At 35.6% G+C, this 19569-nt stretch carries 10 protein-coding genes; all 10 read right to left on the bottom strand.

The window, feature by feature from the left end; all coding sequences use genetic code 11:
- Nucleotides 1-163: 163 nt before the first annotated feature.
- The 10 genes from EV142_RS06000 to corA all read right to left on the bottom strand — a co-directional run bounded on the left by EV142_RS06000 (nucleotide 164) and on the right by corA (nucleotide 18822).
- Nucleotides 164-2086: a discoidin domain-containing protein gene (locus EV142_RS06000; protein WP_132033509.1), complete on the bottom strand. Its 1923-nt coding sequence runs from the start codon at nucleotides 2084-2086 to the stop codon at nucleotides 164-166.
- A 98-nt stretch (nucleotides 2087-2184) separates the two neighbouring features.
- The gene (gene bglX, locus EV142_RS05995) at nucleotides 2185-4485 is read right to left on the bottom strand and encodes a beta-glucosidase BglX (protein ID WP_132033507.1); all 2301 of its coding nucleotides are present in this window, start codon (nucleotides 4483-4485) and stop codon (nucleotides 2185-2187) included.
- A 92-nt stretch (nucleotides 4486-4577) separates the two neighbouring features.
- Nucleotides 4578-5291 carry a carboxylesterase family protein gene (locus tag EV142_RS05990; RefSeq protein WP_132033505.1) on the bottom strand — a complete coding sequence of 238 codons (714 nt, stop codon included), beginning with the start codon at nucleotides 5289-5291 and terminating at the stop codon, nucleotides 4578-4580.
- A gap of 10 nt (nucleotides 5292-5301) precedes the next feature.
- Entirely contained in the window at nucleotides 5302-6675 is a 1374-nt protein-coding gene (locus EV142_RS05985) for a glucoamylase family protein (protein WP_132033503.1), read from the bottom strand.
- 73 nt (nucleotides 6676-6748) lie between these two features.
- Nucleotides 6749-8209, bottom strand: coding sequence for a RagB/SusD family nutrient uptake outer membrane protein (locus EV142_RS05980; protein ID WP_132033501.1), 1461 nt, complete (start codon nucleotides 8207-8209; stop codon nucleotides 6749-6751).
- Between the two features lie 4 nt (nucleotides 8210-8213).
- Nucleotides 8214-11216, bottom strand: coding sequence for a SusC/RagA family TonB-linked outer membrane protein (locus EV142_RS05975; protein WP_132033499.1), 3003 nt, complete (start codon nucleotides 11214-11216; stop codon nucleotides 8214-8216).
- A gap of 244 nt (nucleotides 11217-11460) precedes the next feature.
- On the bottom strand, nucleotides 11461-14205 hold the full coding sequence (locus EV142_RS05970; protein WP_132033497.1) for a helix-turn-helix and ligand-binding sensor domain-containing protein: 2745 nt from the start codon (nucleotides 14203-14205) through the stop codon (nucleotides 11461-11463).
- A 100-nt stretch (nucleotides 14206-14305) separates the two neighbouring features.
- Nucleotides 14306-15490: an acetate/propionate family kinase gene (locus EV142_RS05965; RefSeq protein WP_132033495.1), complete on the bottom strand. Its 1185-nt coding sequence runs from the start codon at nucleotides 15488-15490 to the stop codon at nucleotides 14306-14308.
- 104 nt (nucleotides 15491-15594) lie between these two features.
- Nucleotides 15595-17688 (bottom strand): phosphate acetyltransferase, encoded by a 2094-nt coding sequence (gene pta / locus EV142_RS05960; protein WP_132033493.1) that lies wholly within the window; start codon nucleotides 17686-17688, stop codon nucleotides 15595-15597.
- Between the two features lie 63 nt (nucleotides 17689-17751).
- Nucleotides 17752-18822 carry a magnesium/cobalt transporter CorA gene (corA, locus tag EV142_RS05955; RefSeq protein WP_132033491.1) on the bottom strand — a complete coding sequence of 357 codons (1071 nt, stop codon included), beginning with the start codon at nucleotides 18820-18822 and terminating at the stop codon, nucleotides 17752-17754.
- Nucleotides 18823-19569: the final 747 nt, after the last annotated feature.

The raw sequence follows: 19569 nt of genomic DNA, 5'->3' as shown, positions 1-19569 counted from the left end.
TTATAGCATTTTGGGTTACTTGTCCGCTTCTTTTGCGAACAAGACAAAGGAACAAAATTCTTTACAACCCAACGTCTTTTTCTGAAACCTTTTCTCAAAAAAAACGCTGATTACGAACTTTTTTGTTGCAATCAGCGTTTTAAAAAATTGATTATAAAAAAAATTATTTTACCTCAATAATCTTATTCTTTATACCGATTCCATTTTCATTAAAAGGTTCAATTGTAAAATAATACTTTGTTCCCTTGTCTAAACCTCTGAAATCATAGGAACTCTCTCCGTACACCATTATGCTATTATATAATTTATCGGGAGTAATTCCATAATAAATATTGCAGCCAATAGCGTCTGTCTGCGTTTTCCACGAAATAATGGCATTACGGGAATCGGCTGTATTTCTTTTGACTTTAAAATCAGTAACCGATTTTGGTTTTTCGGCTAATCCGTTTCCAAAAACCCTGAAATCTGACACCGCAAACATTCCTGAAGCATTATGAATGTTTATCATTTTAATATAACGCGCTTTAATCGCTTTTGTTAACTCAACATAATCGTGTGGCACATCTTTATCGTTATTTGATTTATCGACGACCAGAGTCCAATTTAGGGCGTCATCTGACATCAGGATTTTATACTGATAATAAATGTCCATCGCTTTATTAAACTGTGTCGCTTTATGATCTGCATAATTGATTTGCAGCGCGTTGATTTCCATTTTTCTTCCTAAATCCAGCTGCAGCCACTCGCCCGGTTTATCGGTTGTAGCTGACCAGTACGTCTGAATATTTTCATCGGTTAAGTTAGTCGCGTCGTAACAAATTTTCTCATACACTTTTTTGCGTCCATGATCCATTCGGTGTGTTTCAACCTCTTTGCATTCTTCGGCAGAAGAAACGATCACCGGTTTTTTATACGATAATAACATCCAGCCGGAAGAGGCGCCTTTTGTCTGATCTCTTTGTGCTGTTGGCAATACAATTGGAAAATCACCATAAGCCGTAATGGAATACATCACATCGTCTTTATCAAATCCTGCCGGAAACATATCGATACGACGTTCGAAGCGGTCTTTTATCGAAATTTTACAGGTTCCTGTATTCCAGTAATTACCATAATTGTCAGCAAAAGTATTTCCGTGTCCGGCACCAATTACAAATCCGCCTGGTTTATACGACATCGGATTGTGTTTTTGGTATACGAATGGCCCTAAAGGATTATCCCCCACATGAACACCATTGGCATAGCCTTTAAACTCGGTAGCCGGAGCGCCGTATTGCATGTAATATTTTCCGTTGTGTTTGGTCATCCAGGCTCCTTCTATAAAATTTCCCCAGGGTGCAGGTTCCATATCATTGTTGGGACCGAAACGTTCCCAGCCATGTGCTGCAGGATCTAATCCAACCACTGCTTTTGCCTGTCCGTAAGGTTTCTGGATATCCTCTACTTCTGTAGCGGCGTATAATTGGGCATAATCGGCCTGATTGCCTTTAGGAAGCCAGGTGTTGTAATCTACTTCAACACCTACAAGTGGTAATTTTCCGCTTGAACCGTAATACATATAAACCTTTTTGTTATCATCCTGAAAGATAGCAGGATCCCAGGTGGGAAGCATTGCGGTATTCACATGTCTGATCCATCTTCCTGATTTCGGATCCGCTGTTTTCCAAACCGGATGATCTTTTTTCCAGGTCGAACCTACATAAAATAAAGTATCATTTACGACCCAGGCCGCCGGTGCACACTGATCATCATCGCCCGGATTTCTTTGAAAACTTCCATATACGAATTTCCAGTCTGACATGTCTTTACTCCAGAAAAACCCCGCCTGATTGGTCGCAAACAAATAGTATTCTCCTTTGTAAGTAATAATTACCGGATCTGCACTGGAACGTCTGGATTCCGGAATACCATTATGATTCTGAGTCGTATAATTGTATCCAATGTTTATGGGGTTACAATAGGTTGTGGCGGGCTTCGCCGGATCAAACCATGCTGTTTTTCCGGGGACATTCTGAGCTGAAGCATTACTTACCAGTCCCATAAGAAACAGCCAAACCGGTATGAGAAACCATTTATCTCTTTTCATTTTGATCTTATTTTGTTATCAATACTTTACATTTTTAGCTTAAAAAAAGCCCCTCGGTTAACCAAATCCGAAGGGCTAATTACTAATTAACAAACCAACTATTTAGTTAACTCAAAACTAACTTTCTTATCGGCATTTGAATTTGTTCCCACGAAAACATCAAACTGCCCCGGTTCTGCTACAAATTGTAAATCAGAATTATAAAATTTTAAATCTTCAACAGTGATTTCAAAAGTCACCGTTTGCTTTTCTCCTTTTTTCAAGGCTATTTTCTGGAATCCTTTCAGCTCTCTAACGGGTCTTGTTACGGAACCGATTAAATCTCTGATATATAACTGAATGGTTTCTTTTCCGTCAAAATTTCCTGTATTGGCAACGTCAACGGTCACTTTTACTTTTCCGCTAAAGTTCATTTTATCGGATGAGATTTTCAAATTTGAATATTCAAAAGTGGTATAACTTAACCCAAATCCAAATGGAAATAACGGTTCGTTTCTTTCATCGATATAATTGGATCTGAATTTTTCAAATTTTCCTTCGCTGTTAGAAAGTGGTCGCCCTGTATTTTTGTGTGCATAATAAATCGGCACCTGCCCTACGCTTCTTGGAAAAGTAGCTGTCAGTTTTCCGGATGGGTTAACGTCCCCGAACAAAACATCGGCAATAGCGTAGCCTGCTTCACTTCCTGCAAACCAGGCATTCAGGATAGCCGGAACAGTTGCATTTTCTTCATTTAAAATCAACGGACGACCATCGAATAAAACTAACACTACCGGTTTTCCTGTTTTAATCAAGGCTTGTAATAAATCTTTCTGGGCTTGTGGAATTTCCAAATTGGTACGGCTGCTGGATTCTCCGCTCATTTCAGCAGATTCTCCCAATGCTGCTACAATTACATCAGACTGATTGGCTACTTTTAATGCTTCCGCTAATAAATCTTCTTTCGAACGCCCATCACGGTGTAAAGTTTTACCAAACATTGTTGCATTCGTTTCAAAAGTTTCATCGTAATCTAAATTGCTTCCTTTGGCATATAAAACTTTGGCGGAAGGACCTGCAACTTCTGTAATTCCTCTTAAAAGTGATACTGCATTTTCCATTTTTGTCGCGACACTCCAGGTTCCCGGCATGTTTTCTTTCGCATCCGCTAATGGTCCGATAAGCGCAATAGTCCCTGATTTTTTAAGGGGTAATACCTGATTTTGATTTTTTAGCAAAACCAGGGATTGTGCTGCAATCTGACGTGCTTCTTTTCTGCTGGCTGCCGTAAAAATTTCGGTTTTTGCTCTTTTTTCATCGCAATATTTATAAGGATCTTCGAATAATCCTAAATCGTATTTGGCGTCAAGAATCAGTTTGACAGCATGATCTATTTGCTGGATTGTTACTCTTTTCTCTTCTAAAGATTTTTTCAGAGTGGTTAAGAAACCTTCGCCCACCATATCCATTTCCACTCCGGCATTTAAGGCTAAAGCGGATACATCCTGAAGATTCCCCATTCCGTGCTCGATCATTTCCGGAATTCCCGTAAAATCAGTGACCACGAAACCTTTAAAACCCCACTGTTTTCTTAAAACATCGGTCATTAACCATTTGCTTCCGGTTGCAGGAATTCCATCTACTTCATTAAAAGAAGCCATCACAGAACCTACACCTGCGTCAACCGCAGCTTTATAGGGTGGGAAATAATCATTGAACATTCTGATATGACTCATATCAACTGTATTGTAATCACGTCCTGCTTCTGGCGCACCGTACAAAGCGAAGTGTTTTACACAGGCCAGAATCGTATTGTTTTTTGATAAGTCTTTTTGCTGGTATCCGTTTACCATCGCCTTTGCGATCTGACTCCCTAAGTACGGATCTTCACCTGAACCTTCAGAAACTCTTCCCCAGCGCGGATCACGTGAAATGTCTACCATTGGTGAGAATGTCCAGTTGATCCCGTCGGCACTTGCTTCCTGAGCGGCAATCTGGGCAGTTCTTTCGATTAAATTCATATCCCAGGTACAAGACAATCCTAACGGAATCGGGAATGTTGTTTCGTAACCGTGAATAACATCCATACCGAAAAGCAATGGAATTTTTAAACGGCTTTGTTCAACGGCAATTTTTTGTACTTCCCTGATTTTTTGAACCGATTTTATATTGAACAATCCACCGACTTTACCTTCCGCAATATTTTTGGCTACATTAGAACTGTTGGCTTGCCCTGTAGTAATATCACCGGATGTTGGCAAATTTAGCTGACCCAATTTTTCGTCGAGCGTCATTTTTGATATCAACTCCGCTACAAATTCAGACTTTGGTTTAATTTTTACTGTGTTTTTAGTGTTCTTTTTTTGAGCGTAACCCAAAACAGCACATCCTAAAAAAAGTAAGACTAATTTGTTTTTCATGTGTATATAATATTTGTTTTTTAATGGAACATGCAATCGCTTTTCTTCATTGTGTTTGTAATTCAGAATCAAAGCGATTTTATTCGATTTGTTTATTGGTTCTTATTCGTTTTAACCTGTTTCAACATCCAGTCATAAATATCGGGATTGTCGTATACACGTGTCCAGCTATCGTGACCGGCATCATCAAAAATGGTCAGTTTAACATCTTTGGCATTACACTTTTTTAATTCCTTGTAAATAGTGACAGCGTAATCTGTTTTTACAACATCATCTAATAATCCGTGGTAAATTCGGATTGGAATATGAGCTATTTTGCATGCCTCTTCCAGCTGAATCAAATCGACAAATCCTGAAATTGGTACGATTGCCGCAAACATATCGGGATGGGAGAGCGCTAAATTCCATGTGGCCCAGCCTCCTGAACTCAAACCTGTCACATAAATTCGGCTGGAATCGATATTATTCTCTTTTTGAACTTTTAGAATCAGTTGATAAATGGATTCAATGTCCCAATTTTCATCTTCTTTACATTGCGGAGCCAGAACATAGGCATCCAGTGCGTGTGATTTTAAATATTTGAATGGGCCGTTAATTTTGACTTTTTCAATATCGGTCCCTTTTTCTCCATCACCGGATATAAATACTATTAATGGCTTTTTATCTTTTGTACTGGCCGGTTTGTGCAAGGCATACCCCAGCTCGTAATTGGTGACTACAACTGTTTTAAACTTTCCGGTTGTCTCGGTTTGTGCAAAACCAATTGTTGAAAATAAGACTACTAAAAGTGTTGTGAGATGTTTCATGTAATACCTGTTAGAATCCGTATTTACCTGATTTAAATCCAAGTTTTACAAGACCTTGTTTTACTTCCGGAGCATTCATAAACAATTTCCATAATAAACCGGAACGATAATTTTCGATCATTACAATTTCGGGACCCTGATCTATTGCCAGATAACGTTGCGCTGCCCATTTATTCTGCAGGTCAACTGCATCATAAAAACCTGCACTTCCCCATGTTTCTTTCTTATGATTTTCGTATAAATTTCGAATCACAGCCAAAGATTCTTTGGGTGTATATACTATTGAACTAATTGCGGCGGTTGGAGAAATTACCCCTTTGTCATTGCCCGGCATGTGCGCATCATATCCGATCGATCCGTCAGGATTTCTGGAGTAAGAAGCCGTTAGCCCCCAATAATTGGCTCCGTAATACCCGAATTTTTTAGGATTCTCAAGACAATACTGATAATCAATTTTGACCTGATTTACATTTAGATTCCAATAATTAGCATATTTATCGCTTAATTGATTTGGATCTAATCCAACATAAGAATAGTGTGCCCAAAAAAGCGGACCGCCAAATTCTTCTGCACCGTTGTGTTTTAAGATCAACGGAAGATTGTATTTCGTTTTAGCAGAAACAATGCCGCCACTTCTGGCCCAGCCTTCGTGATAAACTTTTGCATCAATTGGGTGTGTTGGCGAGGAAGCTGCCATGATATAAGTAATCAGACATTCATTATATCCTTCAAGCGGAAAATTCATCTGCCAGTCGTAGGTTGGTGACCAATGCCAGTACAACACATTTTTATTATTGGTAAACCATTGCCATTCAACACCTTTCCAAAGTGCGTCATATTTCTGAGCTACAGCTTTCTCTTTTTCAGAACCGGTTTTTAAATATTCCCGAACGGTAATCATTCCTGAAATTAAAAATGATGTTTCGACTAAGTCTCCTCCATTATCTTTGATTCCAAATGGTTTTACTTTTCCGGTATTTCCATCAATCCAATGGGACCATGCGCCATGAAAACGATCTGCTTTTGCCAGAAAATCGGCAATTTTATCTAATCTTTGTACGCCTTCTTCTTTTGTAACATAACCTCTTGACATTCCGGAAACGATAGCCATCAATCCAAAACCTGAACCTCCTGTGGTAACAATATTTTTATCATTATCCGGGTAAATTCCATCGGGATGAAAACGTTCTCTCGCTAATCCTGAATTGGGTTCAGCATAATCCCAGAAATATTTAAAGGTTTCTTTTTGAACGGTATCTAAAAGTTCGTCGTCTGTTAATTTTACAGCAGTAACATTTTCCGCTTCATTCTCTTTTGGTTTATCAGGATTCGATCCGCAACCAAAAAAACTAAAAACGAATACTAAAACTGAAATTCTAATCATTATAAAAAATTTAAAACAATGAATAAAAATCACTCCTTTCAAAATTAAGAAAGGAGTGATTTTGAAAATTTAACTAGTAACCACCAGGGTTTTGTTGGGAAAGCCCGGCTGCTTCTCTTATGAATGAAGTCGGAAGAGGCCATAATTCATGTTTTCCAACAATAAAGTTTTTCCCATCTGCTGCCATTGCTGCTGCAGCCTGACCAGTTCTTACAAGATCAAACCATCTGTCATGTTCGAAAGCAAATTCTAATCTTCTTTCTTTGTAGATTGCTTTTCTAATATCAGCCTGAGAAGTAAATGGCGTAACACCCAAATTCGCTCTTTTACGAATCTGATTAATTAAAGGAATAGCTGCGTCAGTCTGACCTAATTCATTTAGCGCCTCAGCTTTCATTAATATTACTTCTGCATATCTTAAATATCTAAGATTTGTATCTGAAAATTCCTGATTATAAAAATCTGATGAATATGCTTTGTAATTATATCTTGCATTCGCTACAGATTCAGGTATTTCTCTTCCATCATATAAAACTGAACCTCTGAAAATGATAGTAGCAGCTCTTCTGACATCACCTGCTTCATAAGCATTTGCAAGACCTTCTGTCGGAGTGTTGAAACCCCATCCCCATCCTCCAGCTCCACGCGGAGCCTGAGAAACTGAATAATTACCAATTCCAAATCCAGGACTTGAAGTTCCTCCTATTCCATCAATCTCAAAAATAGATTCCGGACCAAATTCGCCTTCTTTTTTAAATTGAGAAGAATAATCCGATACTAAAGAATATCCAGTAACTTTATCGCAATTGTCAATTACTTGTTGCCATTTCTTTTGGTACAAACTTACTTTTGCTAACAAAGCATAAGCAGAGCCTTTAGAAACACGTGTTCTGTCTTCTGCCCCATAAGCTGATTTTTCAGGTAAATTTATTATCGCGTCATTTAAATCCTTTTCAATAAAAGCATACACTTCTGCAGGTGATTTACGAGTTAACTGCATTATTCTATCTTCTTCTGAAACTGGAACAGGCACATGATCTACAATAGGAACTCCACCGTATCCCTTAACTAAGGTAAAATACATAAAAGCCCTGAAAAACTTAGCTTCCCCTTCTAATCTAACTTTTAAAGCAGGTGTTACTTTATCTAGTTTAGGAAAAATCTCCAATGCCTGATTACATCTGTTTATTCCGGCATAATTAGCATTCCATGTAGATTGAAATGATGCAGTTGAAGCATTATAAGTTAAAGCGTCGATAATATCTTTATCACCACCTGCATCTCCCGGATCTGAACCTTTATCAGCATCATCTGAAATAATACTTGAAACTGCATTCCAACCAAAAGAAGACATTTCCCAGCCTAAAAAATGATTATAAATTGCTGTTACAAAACCTTTAGCACCTGCATCGTTATTTACCAACTCTACATCAGCCGGAATTGATTCTGTAGGATTTACATCTAAAAACTCATCTGAACAACCTGAAAAAAATAATCCAGAAAGTACAAATATTGATATATATAATCTTTTCATAATATTAAAATTTTAAATTAGCACCTATAACAAATGATCTCAATGATGGGTAAGCATCTAACTCAACACCTTGAGTACCCTCAACCAATTTACCATCACTTGTAACATCTGGTGAGAATCCTGAGAATTTTTGAGAAATAAACGGATTAATTGCGTTTACATATATTCGACAGAAGCTAATAAACTGATCTTCTTTAAGTGGTAGTTTATATCCTAAAGTAATGTTATTGATTCTAAAGAAATCTGCAGATTCAAGATAATAAGTTGAAGCATAAGGTACTACATTAGATGGCGCAGGATTAGAAGCTGTTGTATTAGTTGGTGTCCAGAAATCACGAGTTGACGAAGCTTCTATGTTTTCACCTCCAAAACGTTGTGCTTTTTTACCATTGTATACTTTTGCTCCTCCGGTTCCGTAACCGTCAACAGAAAAATCAATATTTTTATAATTTAATCCTAAAGTAACCCCGTAAGTAGAAGTTGGTAAAAGCGAACCAACATATTTCTTATCTTTAAGTTCATCTAAACCTGTTTGGGCAACTTTGTCCCCATTAGCTTTATAGTATAACATTTGCCCATTTGTTGGATCAACACCAGCATATTCATACATATAGAAACTACCTAAAGGCTGTCCTACCGAAGTATTATCAAGTATTTTGGTATTTTGACTATTTCCTAAACTCCCTCCAATAATTGGATTTAACTGAACATTTTTAAGACTTGTTAATTCATTTTTATTATGAGAAAAATTTCCACCTACCCAATAACTTAAATCATCATTTATTTTATCATCCCAACGTAATGAAATTTCATAACCTTTGTTAGAAACTTCTCCAACATGTGCTGGTGTGGCTAATGTAATTCCTGAAGTCGAATATGGTGTAACATTCAAAATTGTATTGGTTGTCTTTTTATTATATAAATCAAAAGATCCCTTTAATCTATTATTCAATAACTCAAAATCAAAACCTCCTGAAAGTTCTTCTACAATCTCCCATGATAAATTAGGGTCTACCTGAGAATTAATTGTAGTACCTGAGCCAAGATCCGGATAATCTACTCCAGAAGTAAATACCTGAGTATTTAATGGCACATTTTGATTTCCTAATCTACCCCAGGATCCTCTAATTTTCAATAAATTAATTGTTTCTATATTACTTAAAAAACTTTCTTTAGATACTACCCAACCTAAACCAACAGATGGAAATGTTCCCCAACGTTTGTCTTCAGCAAATTGTGATGATCCGTCACGTCTTACAGTACCGGTAAACAAATATTTATCCAGCAATTTGTATTGAAAACGAGCGAAATAAGATGCTAATCTTCTTTGATTTAAAGCTTCATCTTTATAACCAGTTACAGAACTTGCAACATTTATATCTTTTAATGACCAATAGTTAGAATTTGGATTTACATTCTTTCTATCAATAGTTAATTTCTCTCTGGTTCCTTGTACATTAGCTTCAATACCAGCGGTAACTTCAACGTCATGAATTTCTGCAAAAACTTTATTATAAGTAAGGTAATTGGATAAATTCCAGTTAAAATATTGGTCTCTACCTCTTGTTAAAGTATTTATATTCAAACTTACAGGATAATCAGCTTCTACACGCGTAGGATCTGCTGCTGACCAAAGTGCCTTATTATCAACATAATTATATTGTTTGTAGGTGTAAAATTCTCCATTAAATTGAGAAGTAAACTTTAATGATTTTACAATATCATAGTCCAGTTTTAATCCACCTTGTAAAATAACACTTTGTTGCTGTTCATCTGTATAATCCAATTGAGCTACAGGGTTACCAACATTATTAAATGATGATCCTGTTTGATCCACAATTCCATTTGAAACAAATGGTACACCATATTTTCCGTTAGCATAACGTACAGGAACTAATGGAGATTGTCTGTAAGCATTAGTAAAAGCACTCAAAGGCATTGGTGTGTTTTTTATAGTACTGACACTTAAATTTTGACTTATTCTAACTTTATCTGAAAGCTTGAACTCGTTATTGCTTCTGATAGTAGTACGCCCATAATCAGATCCATTCAAAATTCCTTTTTCTTCATAATTTCCAACACTAAAGAAGTATTTTACATTTTCTGAAGATCCTGAAATTGCAATATTATTTTGAGTAAAAGTTCCTGTTCTTGTTATCTCGTCTAGCCAATTAGTGTCATAAGGCTGATTAGCGGAGAACCTGCCTTGTGGAAAATCGTTGATAAAAGCAGCGTTACTGTAACGAACATAATCATCGCTATTTGCCATCTTAACTTTTTTCAACGGAGTTCTGAAACCTGCAAAACTTTCAACATCAACAGTAAGTTTTCCTTTTCCGGATTTAGTTGTAATCATAATTACACCATTAGCACCCCTTGTTCCATAAATAGCCAATGAAGATGCATCTTTCAAAATTTCATAAGAGGTGATGTCATTGCTATTAATGTTATTGATATTCTCAGTAGGCATACCATCTACAACATATAGTGGGTTTCTACCTCCCAGTGCAGTACCGGCTCCTCTAATAACAACGGATGGTGTACTTCCAGGTGCATCTGAAGTAGATACCTGAACCCCTGCAGCCTTACCTTGAATGGCCTGAGAAGCATTTAATACTTTCATTTTGGTAATTTCCTCCGATTTAATTGAGCTTACTGCAGAAGTATTATCAATTTTCTTTCTGGTACCGTACCCAATAACGACTACTTCTTTTAAGGCAGTGTCACCGGATTCTTTTAATGTAATGGTCATTGGTGCCGAAGTTGCAGGTACAGAAATAGCTTCAAAACCCAACATAGAGATTTTTAACATCTCCCCTTCCTTGGCATTGATTGTAAAATTACCATCGAAATCAGCATCAGCAGAAGTTCTTGATTGAGGTGCACTAATAACAGCTCCCGGAACTCCCATTCCGCTGCTATCTAATACTTTTCCTTTAATTGTCTGTCCGGACATATAAGCCGGCAGCAATAAGAGTGCTAAAAAACTAAAAATAAAATTTTTCATACAGTTTGTAATCGTTTAAGTTAGTAGAGCCAAATTAAACAATTACAACGTTGTAGTACATCAAATACCACTACTACACAGCTACATCACTACATCATAAAAGTTCATTAAAGATCTATAAACAAAGACTTTAACAAGTTTTAATTTTTCGTTAACATAACGTTATGATGTAGTAATGATGTATTGGAATTATGTAAAAAAAGAATCGGAAAAATAAACTATGTTTAAAAAACACATACGAATCTTACACAGTCAATAAAAATTTTGACAGATTTTCGTCCTGATTAAGGTTTAATTTCTTTCTCAGGCGGTATCTGTGTAATTCTACACCCCTAAATGAGATGTTCATTAGAGGTGCAATTTCCTTAGAAGAAAGGTTCATTTTAAGATAAACACACAGTTTTATATCTTTTGGAGTCAGACTTGGAAATTTCTTTGTCAGATTAATAATAAACTCATTGTGAATTTGATTCAGATTGGTTTCGAAAATTTCCCATTCGTGTTTGTTGACTTCATTGATTTTAATTGCCTTTTTAATTTCACTTTTAAGTTTATTAAAATCTTTCTCTGAATCTAAGATGTTTTGTATGTTTTCAATCATTTCACTTTGCTTGGCTATCGATAATGATTTACCCGCAACTTCAGATGATTTTGTTTGCAATTCAAGTTCTAAAATATGTTTTTCATATTCCTGAACATTTAATTCATTCTCCGCTTTCAACTCCATTTCCAGAATTTCCCGCTGATGCTTTAGTTCTTCGGCCTGTAATTTTAACTTTTGGGTGTATCGAAGTTTGTTCCATTTATAATACAAAAACAGCACTGCGGCAATTACAAATAAATAGAGCAGAATCATCCAAAGTGAAAAATACCAGGGCTGGGCCACTTTAAAAGAGAAATCTTCTACTTTTTCATAACTGGCACCATCGTGCTTATAAATAACGATAGAATGATAACCGCTGCTTAAATTATTAAGTAAAATTACTCCGTCAGAAATTGGAGTGAAATCTTTACTTTTATTTAGTTTGTAAAATAAGTTCGGTTTACTGGCTCCATACATTCCGGAGATTACATTTATTTTTAACTCTTTATTGAATTTAATTTTAGAATTATCTGCAATTAGAACATTATCACTAAAGCCCTCTACCCTTAATGCTTTATGTTGTTTGTTTTCGTACTTCAATTGAAGGGAAATAAAACCATCATCAAGATTTAACAGATAATGATTGTCATTTTTAAAAATTCGTAAATTTTCATTGATCAGCTTTCCTTTATAATATTTCTCCTGAATAATATTCCAGACAAATTTATTTCCGGTCGCATAAATATGGTATAAAATTCCGTTTTGAAGTACCATAAAATGATCTTCATCTATTGCTACAACATCCGAAACATTCCTGAAATTAGCATTAAATAATTCATTTTCTTCCAGTTTATTGGTAATAGAATTATAAGTGTACCAGGAATTATCGATTAGAAAAAGTATTTCTTTTCTAAATTCAAAAATCTTAATGCCAAAGTCATTTTTTATTTTGCTTTGCTGTGTGACATTCTCTATTTTTTTTGTTTTATAGTCATCATCCAGCAAGACACGATATAAACCGCGATAATTATCCGCTGCCCAGATTTCATTTTTTTTATTTTGGGCAACATACTTGATCGGTTTCGCAAGATCTTTGATTATTTTATAATGAGATAAATTGTATAAATCATCATACACCAGGATACCGCTGTAAGTCGACTGAAAATACGTATTGTTAATACTGCTTTTAGATAAATTCCAGCCACCGCTTGCGCCATTAATTTTAGAGAGGGAGCCATTATCATAAGAAAATGTTCCGTCATTATGTCCAATAATATATTTAGTGCCGATTTTGGTAATATTCCAACCCTGTCCCTGTGTATTGGGCAGCATATTAAACCTGCCGGAGCCAAACTCAAAAATACCATGATTGGAAGCAATCAGATAGCCTTTATTGGTGGTTGCCACCGAATAAACAGATCCTAATATGCCTGAATTATCATAGAAAAAGGAGATTGGAGAATTGACTTCAACATGAGCAATTCCGTTATCCAGCCCCAGCCATAAATCATCTTCCTTATCAAAACCAATACTCAGAATCGAATTGTTCATTAAAACATTATTACGATCAATGTTTTTATACAAATTTGAGTTTAAGTCTAAAATAATAACGCCTTTATTTCCGGTACCAATTATTAGTTTATCCCCTTTAATAAATTTGGCAACATTTATAGTGGTTGACTTTAAGGTTTCGTTCAGGGGATTATTCCACGGTCTGAGTCCCTTCTTTTCAACTATAAAAACTCCTTTTTTCTGTGTAAAAATGTACGTTTCGTTTTTGTATTTTTCGATAGCGTGCACTACCGTGTTTTTCAGAATATTCCATCCTTTTGGATTTGCGATCCTTTTGCCGTTCATCTTAAAAATACCGTCCTGAACAGAAGCCACGTAAAGGTTTTTGTCTATAAAAAAACAATAGGATATCAGAAATGGAAATTTTATTTTTTTAATGGTTTTTCCATTATAAATAAAAACATCATTGAAGGATTGAAAATAAAGCGATCCATTGAACCTGAATATTTTCCAGATTTCTTCATTGTCTTTTTCATCAAATAAACGCAGGTTTTTGGTAATCGAAACGTAATGCATTTTGCCCTGTTTACGGTACCAGTAACCAAATTCTTTATAAGAACCGGAATATATTTTATCGCCTTCAATTAAAATAGAACGGATAATCGTTTTATTGGGTAATGTATATTTCTCCCATATCACCCCATCATATCGCAACAAATAATGATTATTGGCAAAATACATGGCATTATCTTTTCCCTGTGCTACATTCCAGATCTGATTATCGCCCTGATAATCTGATTTACTGTAATTTTCAACAAAGGGAAGTAATTCTTGTGCCTGAATTTGTGAAGCTATGAAAAGGAAGAAAAGTAATTTTAAAAGTATCGATTTCAAAATATTCGGATTTATATTCAAAGATACTGACAAATAATTAATTTTTGAATGTAAAAAAGCTCCTCAATTGGGAGCTTTTTCTAGGTATAAAATATGTTTTTTAATTCTGAAGCAGTTGATACACCTGATTTGCAATCTCATATTCCTCGTCTGTTGGAACAACTAAAACTTTAGCCTTAGAATTGGACTTATTGATTTCTCTTATTTCTTTAGAACGAACTGCATTTTTTTCATGATCTAATTCAATTCCGAAATACTCCATATCCGTACAAACCAATTTACGCATGTAGGATGAGTTTTCACCAATTCCGGCGGTAAAAATAATCGCATCCAGACCATTTAAAGCAGCGGTATAAGCACCAATCGTCTTTTTAATTCGGTACGCATTCATCAGCAAAGCCAGCTGACAATCTTTATTTCCTTTTTCAGCTTCCGATTCTATATCTCGCAAATCGCTGTATCCTGTAAGACCAAGCATACCGCTTTGTTTTAGTAAAATTGCATTTACTTCATCAGCCGTATAATTTAGATTTTTGATCAGGTAAAAAATCACTGACTGGTCGATATCTCCGGCTCGGGTTCCCATTATTAAACCATTTGACGGAGAAAAACCCATTGTCGTATCAATACATTTTCCGTCTTTGATAGCTGCCATACTACAGCCATTTCCTAAATGAATGGTAATTATTTTTGAACTGTTCTCTAAAAAACCAATTGCCTTTTCAGAAACATATTTATGACTGGTTCCGTGAAAACCATACACCCTTACTTTATTCTCTGTTAAAAGATAATTCGGAATGGCATATTTAAAGGCGGTTTCGGGCATTGTCTGATGAAAGGCCGTATCAAAAACAGCAATTTGCTCTGCGGAATTAAAAATTTCTTCCGCCACATTAATTCCCTCTAAATTGGCAGGATTATGTAAAGGTGCAAGTTCAAAAAGCTGCTTGATTTTTAATTTTACTTTCTCATCAATTTTTACGGTATCTGTAAAATCACTTCCGCCGTGAACGACACGATGACCAACAGCTGCAATTTCCGAAGTCGATTTTATAACTCCTTTTTCCGGATCTAAAAGCATTTCGGCTACTTTCTGCAAACCCACTTTATGATTGGGAACAGGAAGTAATTCTTCTACTGAATCTGATGCTGTTTTAAAAGTAATATTTGAAATTTCCAAACCAATTCGATCAATCATTCCCGAACAAATCACTTCGTTTTCGGGCATAACCATTAATTGATATTTGATTGATGAACTTCCTGAATTTATAATTAGTATTTTCATTTTTTTAGGTGCTAAGATTCTAAGCTACTGAGTTACTTTTTTTAGTTTTTTTTCCGGATTTTTAAATGATAACTCAAAACTCATAATTTATAATTCATAATTAATTAAAGTCCCTGTGCCTGAATGGCAGTAATCACTACGGTATTTATAATATCGTCTACGGTACAACCACGGCTTAAATCGTTTACGGGTTTGTTTAAACCTTGTAACATTGGTCCAATAGCCAAAGCTCCGGTTTCTCTCTGAACGGCCTTGTACGTATTGTTTCCTGTATTTAAATCGGGAAAGATTAAAACACTCGCCTGACCTGCTACTTCAGAATCCGGCATTTTACTTTTCCCGACAGTAAGGTCAACTGCAGCATCGTACTGAATTGGCCCTTCGATTTTTAAATCAGGACGTTTTGCTTTTACGATGGCAGTGGCTGTTCTTACTTTATCGACTTCATCTCCTTTTCCTGAAGATCCGGAAGAATAAGAAAGCATAGCTATTTTGGGCTCAATTCCAAAAGCCAGACTTGATTCTGCTGACGAAATTGCAATTTCTGCCAGTTGTTCAGCGGTTGGGTTTGGATTAATGGCACAATCTCCAAAAACGGAAACCCGATCTTCCATGCACATGAAAAATACAGAGGAAACGACAGATGAATTGGGTTTTGTTTTTATGAATTGCAAGGCCGGTAGAATCGTATGCTGTGTGGTATGTGCAGCTCCCGAAACCATTCCGTCTGCATGGCCTTTATACACCATCATGGTTCCGAAATAAGAAACATCTTCCATTAAATCCCTTGCCATTGTAATACTTACGTTCTTGGCTTTTCTAAGCTCGTAATAGGTATTGGCATAATCTTCATAAAGCTTAGATTCTATTGGATTGATGATATTAACTTTCGAAAAATCAAACGTAATTCCGAGTTCCGCAACTTTACTTTCAATTTGTTTTTTATCTCCAATAATTGAAATATCAACCACATCCATATCCAATAATCTTGAAGCGGCCATAATGATCCGGTCGTCATTTCCTTCCGGCAGCACGATATGTTTGCGATGCTGTTTCGCTCTTTTCACCATATTGTATTGAAACATTTTTGGTGTCATTCCTTCTGCCACAAAAGTGATTAACCTTTCCGACAAAGCGTCCACTTTTACATATTTTTCGAAAGTACTGATCGATGTTTCTATTTTATGTGTGTTGTTGGCATAGATTTCAGATCTTATGCTGCCAATTTTATTAGTGATGTGGTAAGTTCCTCCGTCAACTGCAATGATCGGAACAACTGCCGAAAGTCCTTCGATAAGTTTTAATATACTTTGTTCTGGAATTATATTTCCGGTAAGAATAATTCCGGAAATCGTCGGATAATTAGCCGATTCGTTTGCCTGTAATGCCCCTAATATAATATCCGAGCGGTCTCCTGGCGTAATTACCAAAGCGTTATTCTGCAAATGAACCAGATAATTATGCAATTGCATCGCTCCAACACTATAGTGCCCTATTTCATTGTTTAAATAAGTTTCTCCAAACAGTACCTTAGCATCCAGCTCGTTGACAATTTCCTGCATGGTCGGATTGTTCAGACTTGAGATCAGCGGAATGGTATTTATCAAAACATTGGGCGGCAGGCTTTTCTGGAGACTTTTGGTTACCAGTTCAATATTTTCAGGTTGTACTTTATTAGCAAAAACAGACAAGACCTCTACTTCTTTTACTTTAAAGGAATCGTAAACCAGATGCAGACTGTCGACCAGTTCGTCAAGCGTTTTTCCAATTCCTGATCCTATAATTATGGTTGGAATTCCAAGGTTTTTTGCAATCAGAACGTTTGTATCCAATTCAATAGAAGTCCCTTCTCCGGTAAAGCTGGTACCTTCCACCAGAACAAAATCAAAGCGTTCTTCAAGGCGTTTGTATTTCTCGATAATTAAGTCTAAAACCTCTCCTATCTTTCCTTTATTTTTCTTTTTAATCAGTTTACTTTTCGTAATCGCATAAGCGTCTTCAAACTTAATATCAAGATTAAAATGCGAAAGAACTGTTTCGATATGATTGTCTACCCCGCCATCGACAAAATCTTCAACAATAGGTCTGAAATACCCGACCTTGGCGGTTTTCCCGATCAAAATACTCATCAAACCCAGCGTAATAATTGATTTTCCACTATTCTGATCACTTGTGGCTATATATATTGCTTTACTCATAATTTATATTTTGAAACGAAACAAATGTCGTACAATTAATATTTTTTTATAGATAAACTAACGTTAAAACCAACGTCTTTTTTTGAAATAAATAATTAATGCGATCACTAAAAAAAACATAGCAACCATAACACTATGATAGCCATATTTGTAACGCAGTTCCGGCATATTTTCAAAATTCATTCCATACACTCCAACAATAAATGTCAAGGGAATAAAGATGGCTGAAATGATGGTAAGTGTTTTCATGATTTCATTCATTTTACGGCTTTGTTCCGAAAAATAGAAATTTGAAGCACTTTCCAATGAACTCATATCTGACTCAATCTGTTCTAAAAGCTCTAAGCTTTTCTGGTGTAACCGAACGAAAAAATTAAAGGTATCTTTTTGGATTAAAGTACTCGTATCATCGTCTTTAATCGTTTTTAAATAATACAGCGAATCCCGAAGCGGAATTATGGAACGTTTTAAAAAATTAAAATTATCTCTATGATTTTCAATCTTTTCCAGTATTACCGGATCTGCGCCTTTCTTGGTTAAATTAATCAATTCTTCAATTTTATCTTCTTCGTCTTCTATCGTAATATAAAAGTTTTCGATTACGGCATCTAATAACAGATAGAGTAAATAATCTACTTTTTTCGTTCGCACAATTCCCGCATGCGTGCGAAGTCGTTCCCGAATGTGTGTAAAGAAATCGCTTCGTTTTTCCTGAAAGGAAATCAGAACGCCATCTTTCAGAATAAAACTAATTTGCTCAACGCTAATATTATCCGAATATTCGGAAGGTAAAAGAGATTTTATATTAAAGAATAAAACATCCTGCTGTTCTTCTAATTTCGTTCTTTTGGTGGTATTTAAAATATCCGCCAGTAAAAAATCATCCAGTTTAAAATGTGTTCCAAGGGTTTTAAGCAAACCAATATCATTTAAACCATGAACATTAAGCCAGTTATTCTTTGTATAATCAAAGCAGGAATTTAATGCGGCTACAGTAAATTTTTCATATTCAATAACATCGGCATCATCATATACAAAAAGCTGCAGCTCTGTTTCATGCTCTTTGTGGGTTCCTGTATATTCTAAAGTAATGTGTTGCAGCTTGCGCCCCTTCTTATATTTAATCTTTCTCATTCAAAATTATTTACCTAGTAATATTACAAAAAAGAATCCGAAAAGGAAATGACAATTGTCAGTTTGTCTATATATAAGTAATGATAGCGCATAAAAAAACCGGATCATTTCTGACCCGGTTTTCACTATTATTTAAAGAAGAATTATTTTACTTCTTCAAAATTAACATCATATGTATATCAATACTTTACAAAGTAATGGTACAAATAAGGTACAAAATAAATCTAATTTATCTATAAGAAATAGTATACTGAGTAGAAAAAAACAAACCTATTAAATGAAAAATTTATCCCTCATCTAAACTTAGAAGGAATGAATTCCAACCTTTTACCTGAAGATTTGAAACTCTTAGCTGAAGCTTTTGAGGATGTTTTTGAGGATGTTTTTGTGATGTAACAGTACCTAAACTCAACCGCATGACCTTTCAAAAATGATCAGCTAGATTCTTTTTCAATCTTTTATACCTTGACAAGATTCTCCATCTCAACCCTTGTTGCAATAGGGATATAAAGATCTTGTGTGTTATCAGTCGTCTCAATAAAAACTATAAGGGAATATCCGATAGTGCTATTATACTTTACTTCTCGTTTAAGTTGTCCACCAACCTGAAGCTTGAGGATAGATAGCGAACTTGTTGCAAGAAGCTTTATCTGCAACAGTTCCAGTCCAATAATCACTGTGTATTGATCGCTTGAAAACATTGTCTGCCCCTAGTGACCACCTTTCGCTTGGACTTTATTCAGTATT

It is taken from the genome of Flavobacterium circumlabens (genome assembly GCF_004345565.1).
In the GTDB taxonomy this organism is placed as follows: Bacteria; Bacteroidota; Bacteroidia; order Flavobacteriales; family Flavobacteriaceae; genus Flavobacterium; species Flavobacterium circumlabens.
The sequence above is the reverse complement of the archived record's forward strand: the minus strand, read 5'-3'. Positions and strand labels throughout refer to the sequence as shown.

What these genes read in the sequence shown, in the direction of transcription:
- pta (WP_132033493.1), bottom strand. Translation starts at nt 17,688, where the DNA reads ATGAGTAAAGCAATATATATAGCCACAAGTGATCAGAATAGTGGAAAA.
- corA (WP_132033491.1), bottom strand. Translation starts at nt 18,822, where the DNA reads ATGAGAAAGATTAAATATAAGAAGGGGCGCAAGCTGCAACACATTACT.
- EV142_RS06000 (WP_132033509.1), bottom strand. Translation starts at nt 2,086, where the DNA reads ATGAAAAGAGATAAATGGTTTCTCATACCGGTTTGGCTGTTTCTTATG.
- bglX (WP_132033507.1), bottom strand. Translation starts at nt 4,485, where the DNA reads ATGAAAAACAAATTAGTCTTACTTTTTTTAGGATGTGCTGTTTTGGGT.
- EV142_RS05975 (WP_132033499.1), bottom strand. Translation starts at nt 11,216, where the DNA reads ATGAAAAATTTTATTTTTAGTTTTTTAGCACTCTTATTGCTGCCGGCT.
- EV142_RS05965 (WP_132033495.1), bottom strand. Translation starts at nt 15,490, where the DNA reads ATGAAAATACTAATTATAAATTCAGGAAGTTCATCAATCAAATATCAA.
- EV142_RS05980 (WP_132033501.1), bottom strand. Translation starts at nt 8,209, where the DNA reads ATGAAAAGATTATATATATCAATATTTGTACTTTCTGGATTATTTTTT.
- EV142_RS05985 (WP_132033503.1), bottom strand. Translation starts at nt 6,675, where the DNA reads ATGATTAGAATTTCAGTTTTAGTATTCGTTTTTAGTTTTTTTGGTTGC.
- EV142_RS05990 (WP_132033505.1), bottom strand. Translation starts at nt 5,291, where the DNA reads ATGAAACATCTCACAACACTTTTAGTAGTCTTATTTTCAACAATTGGT.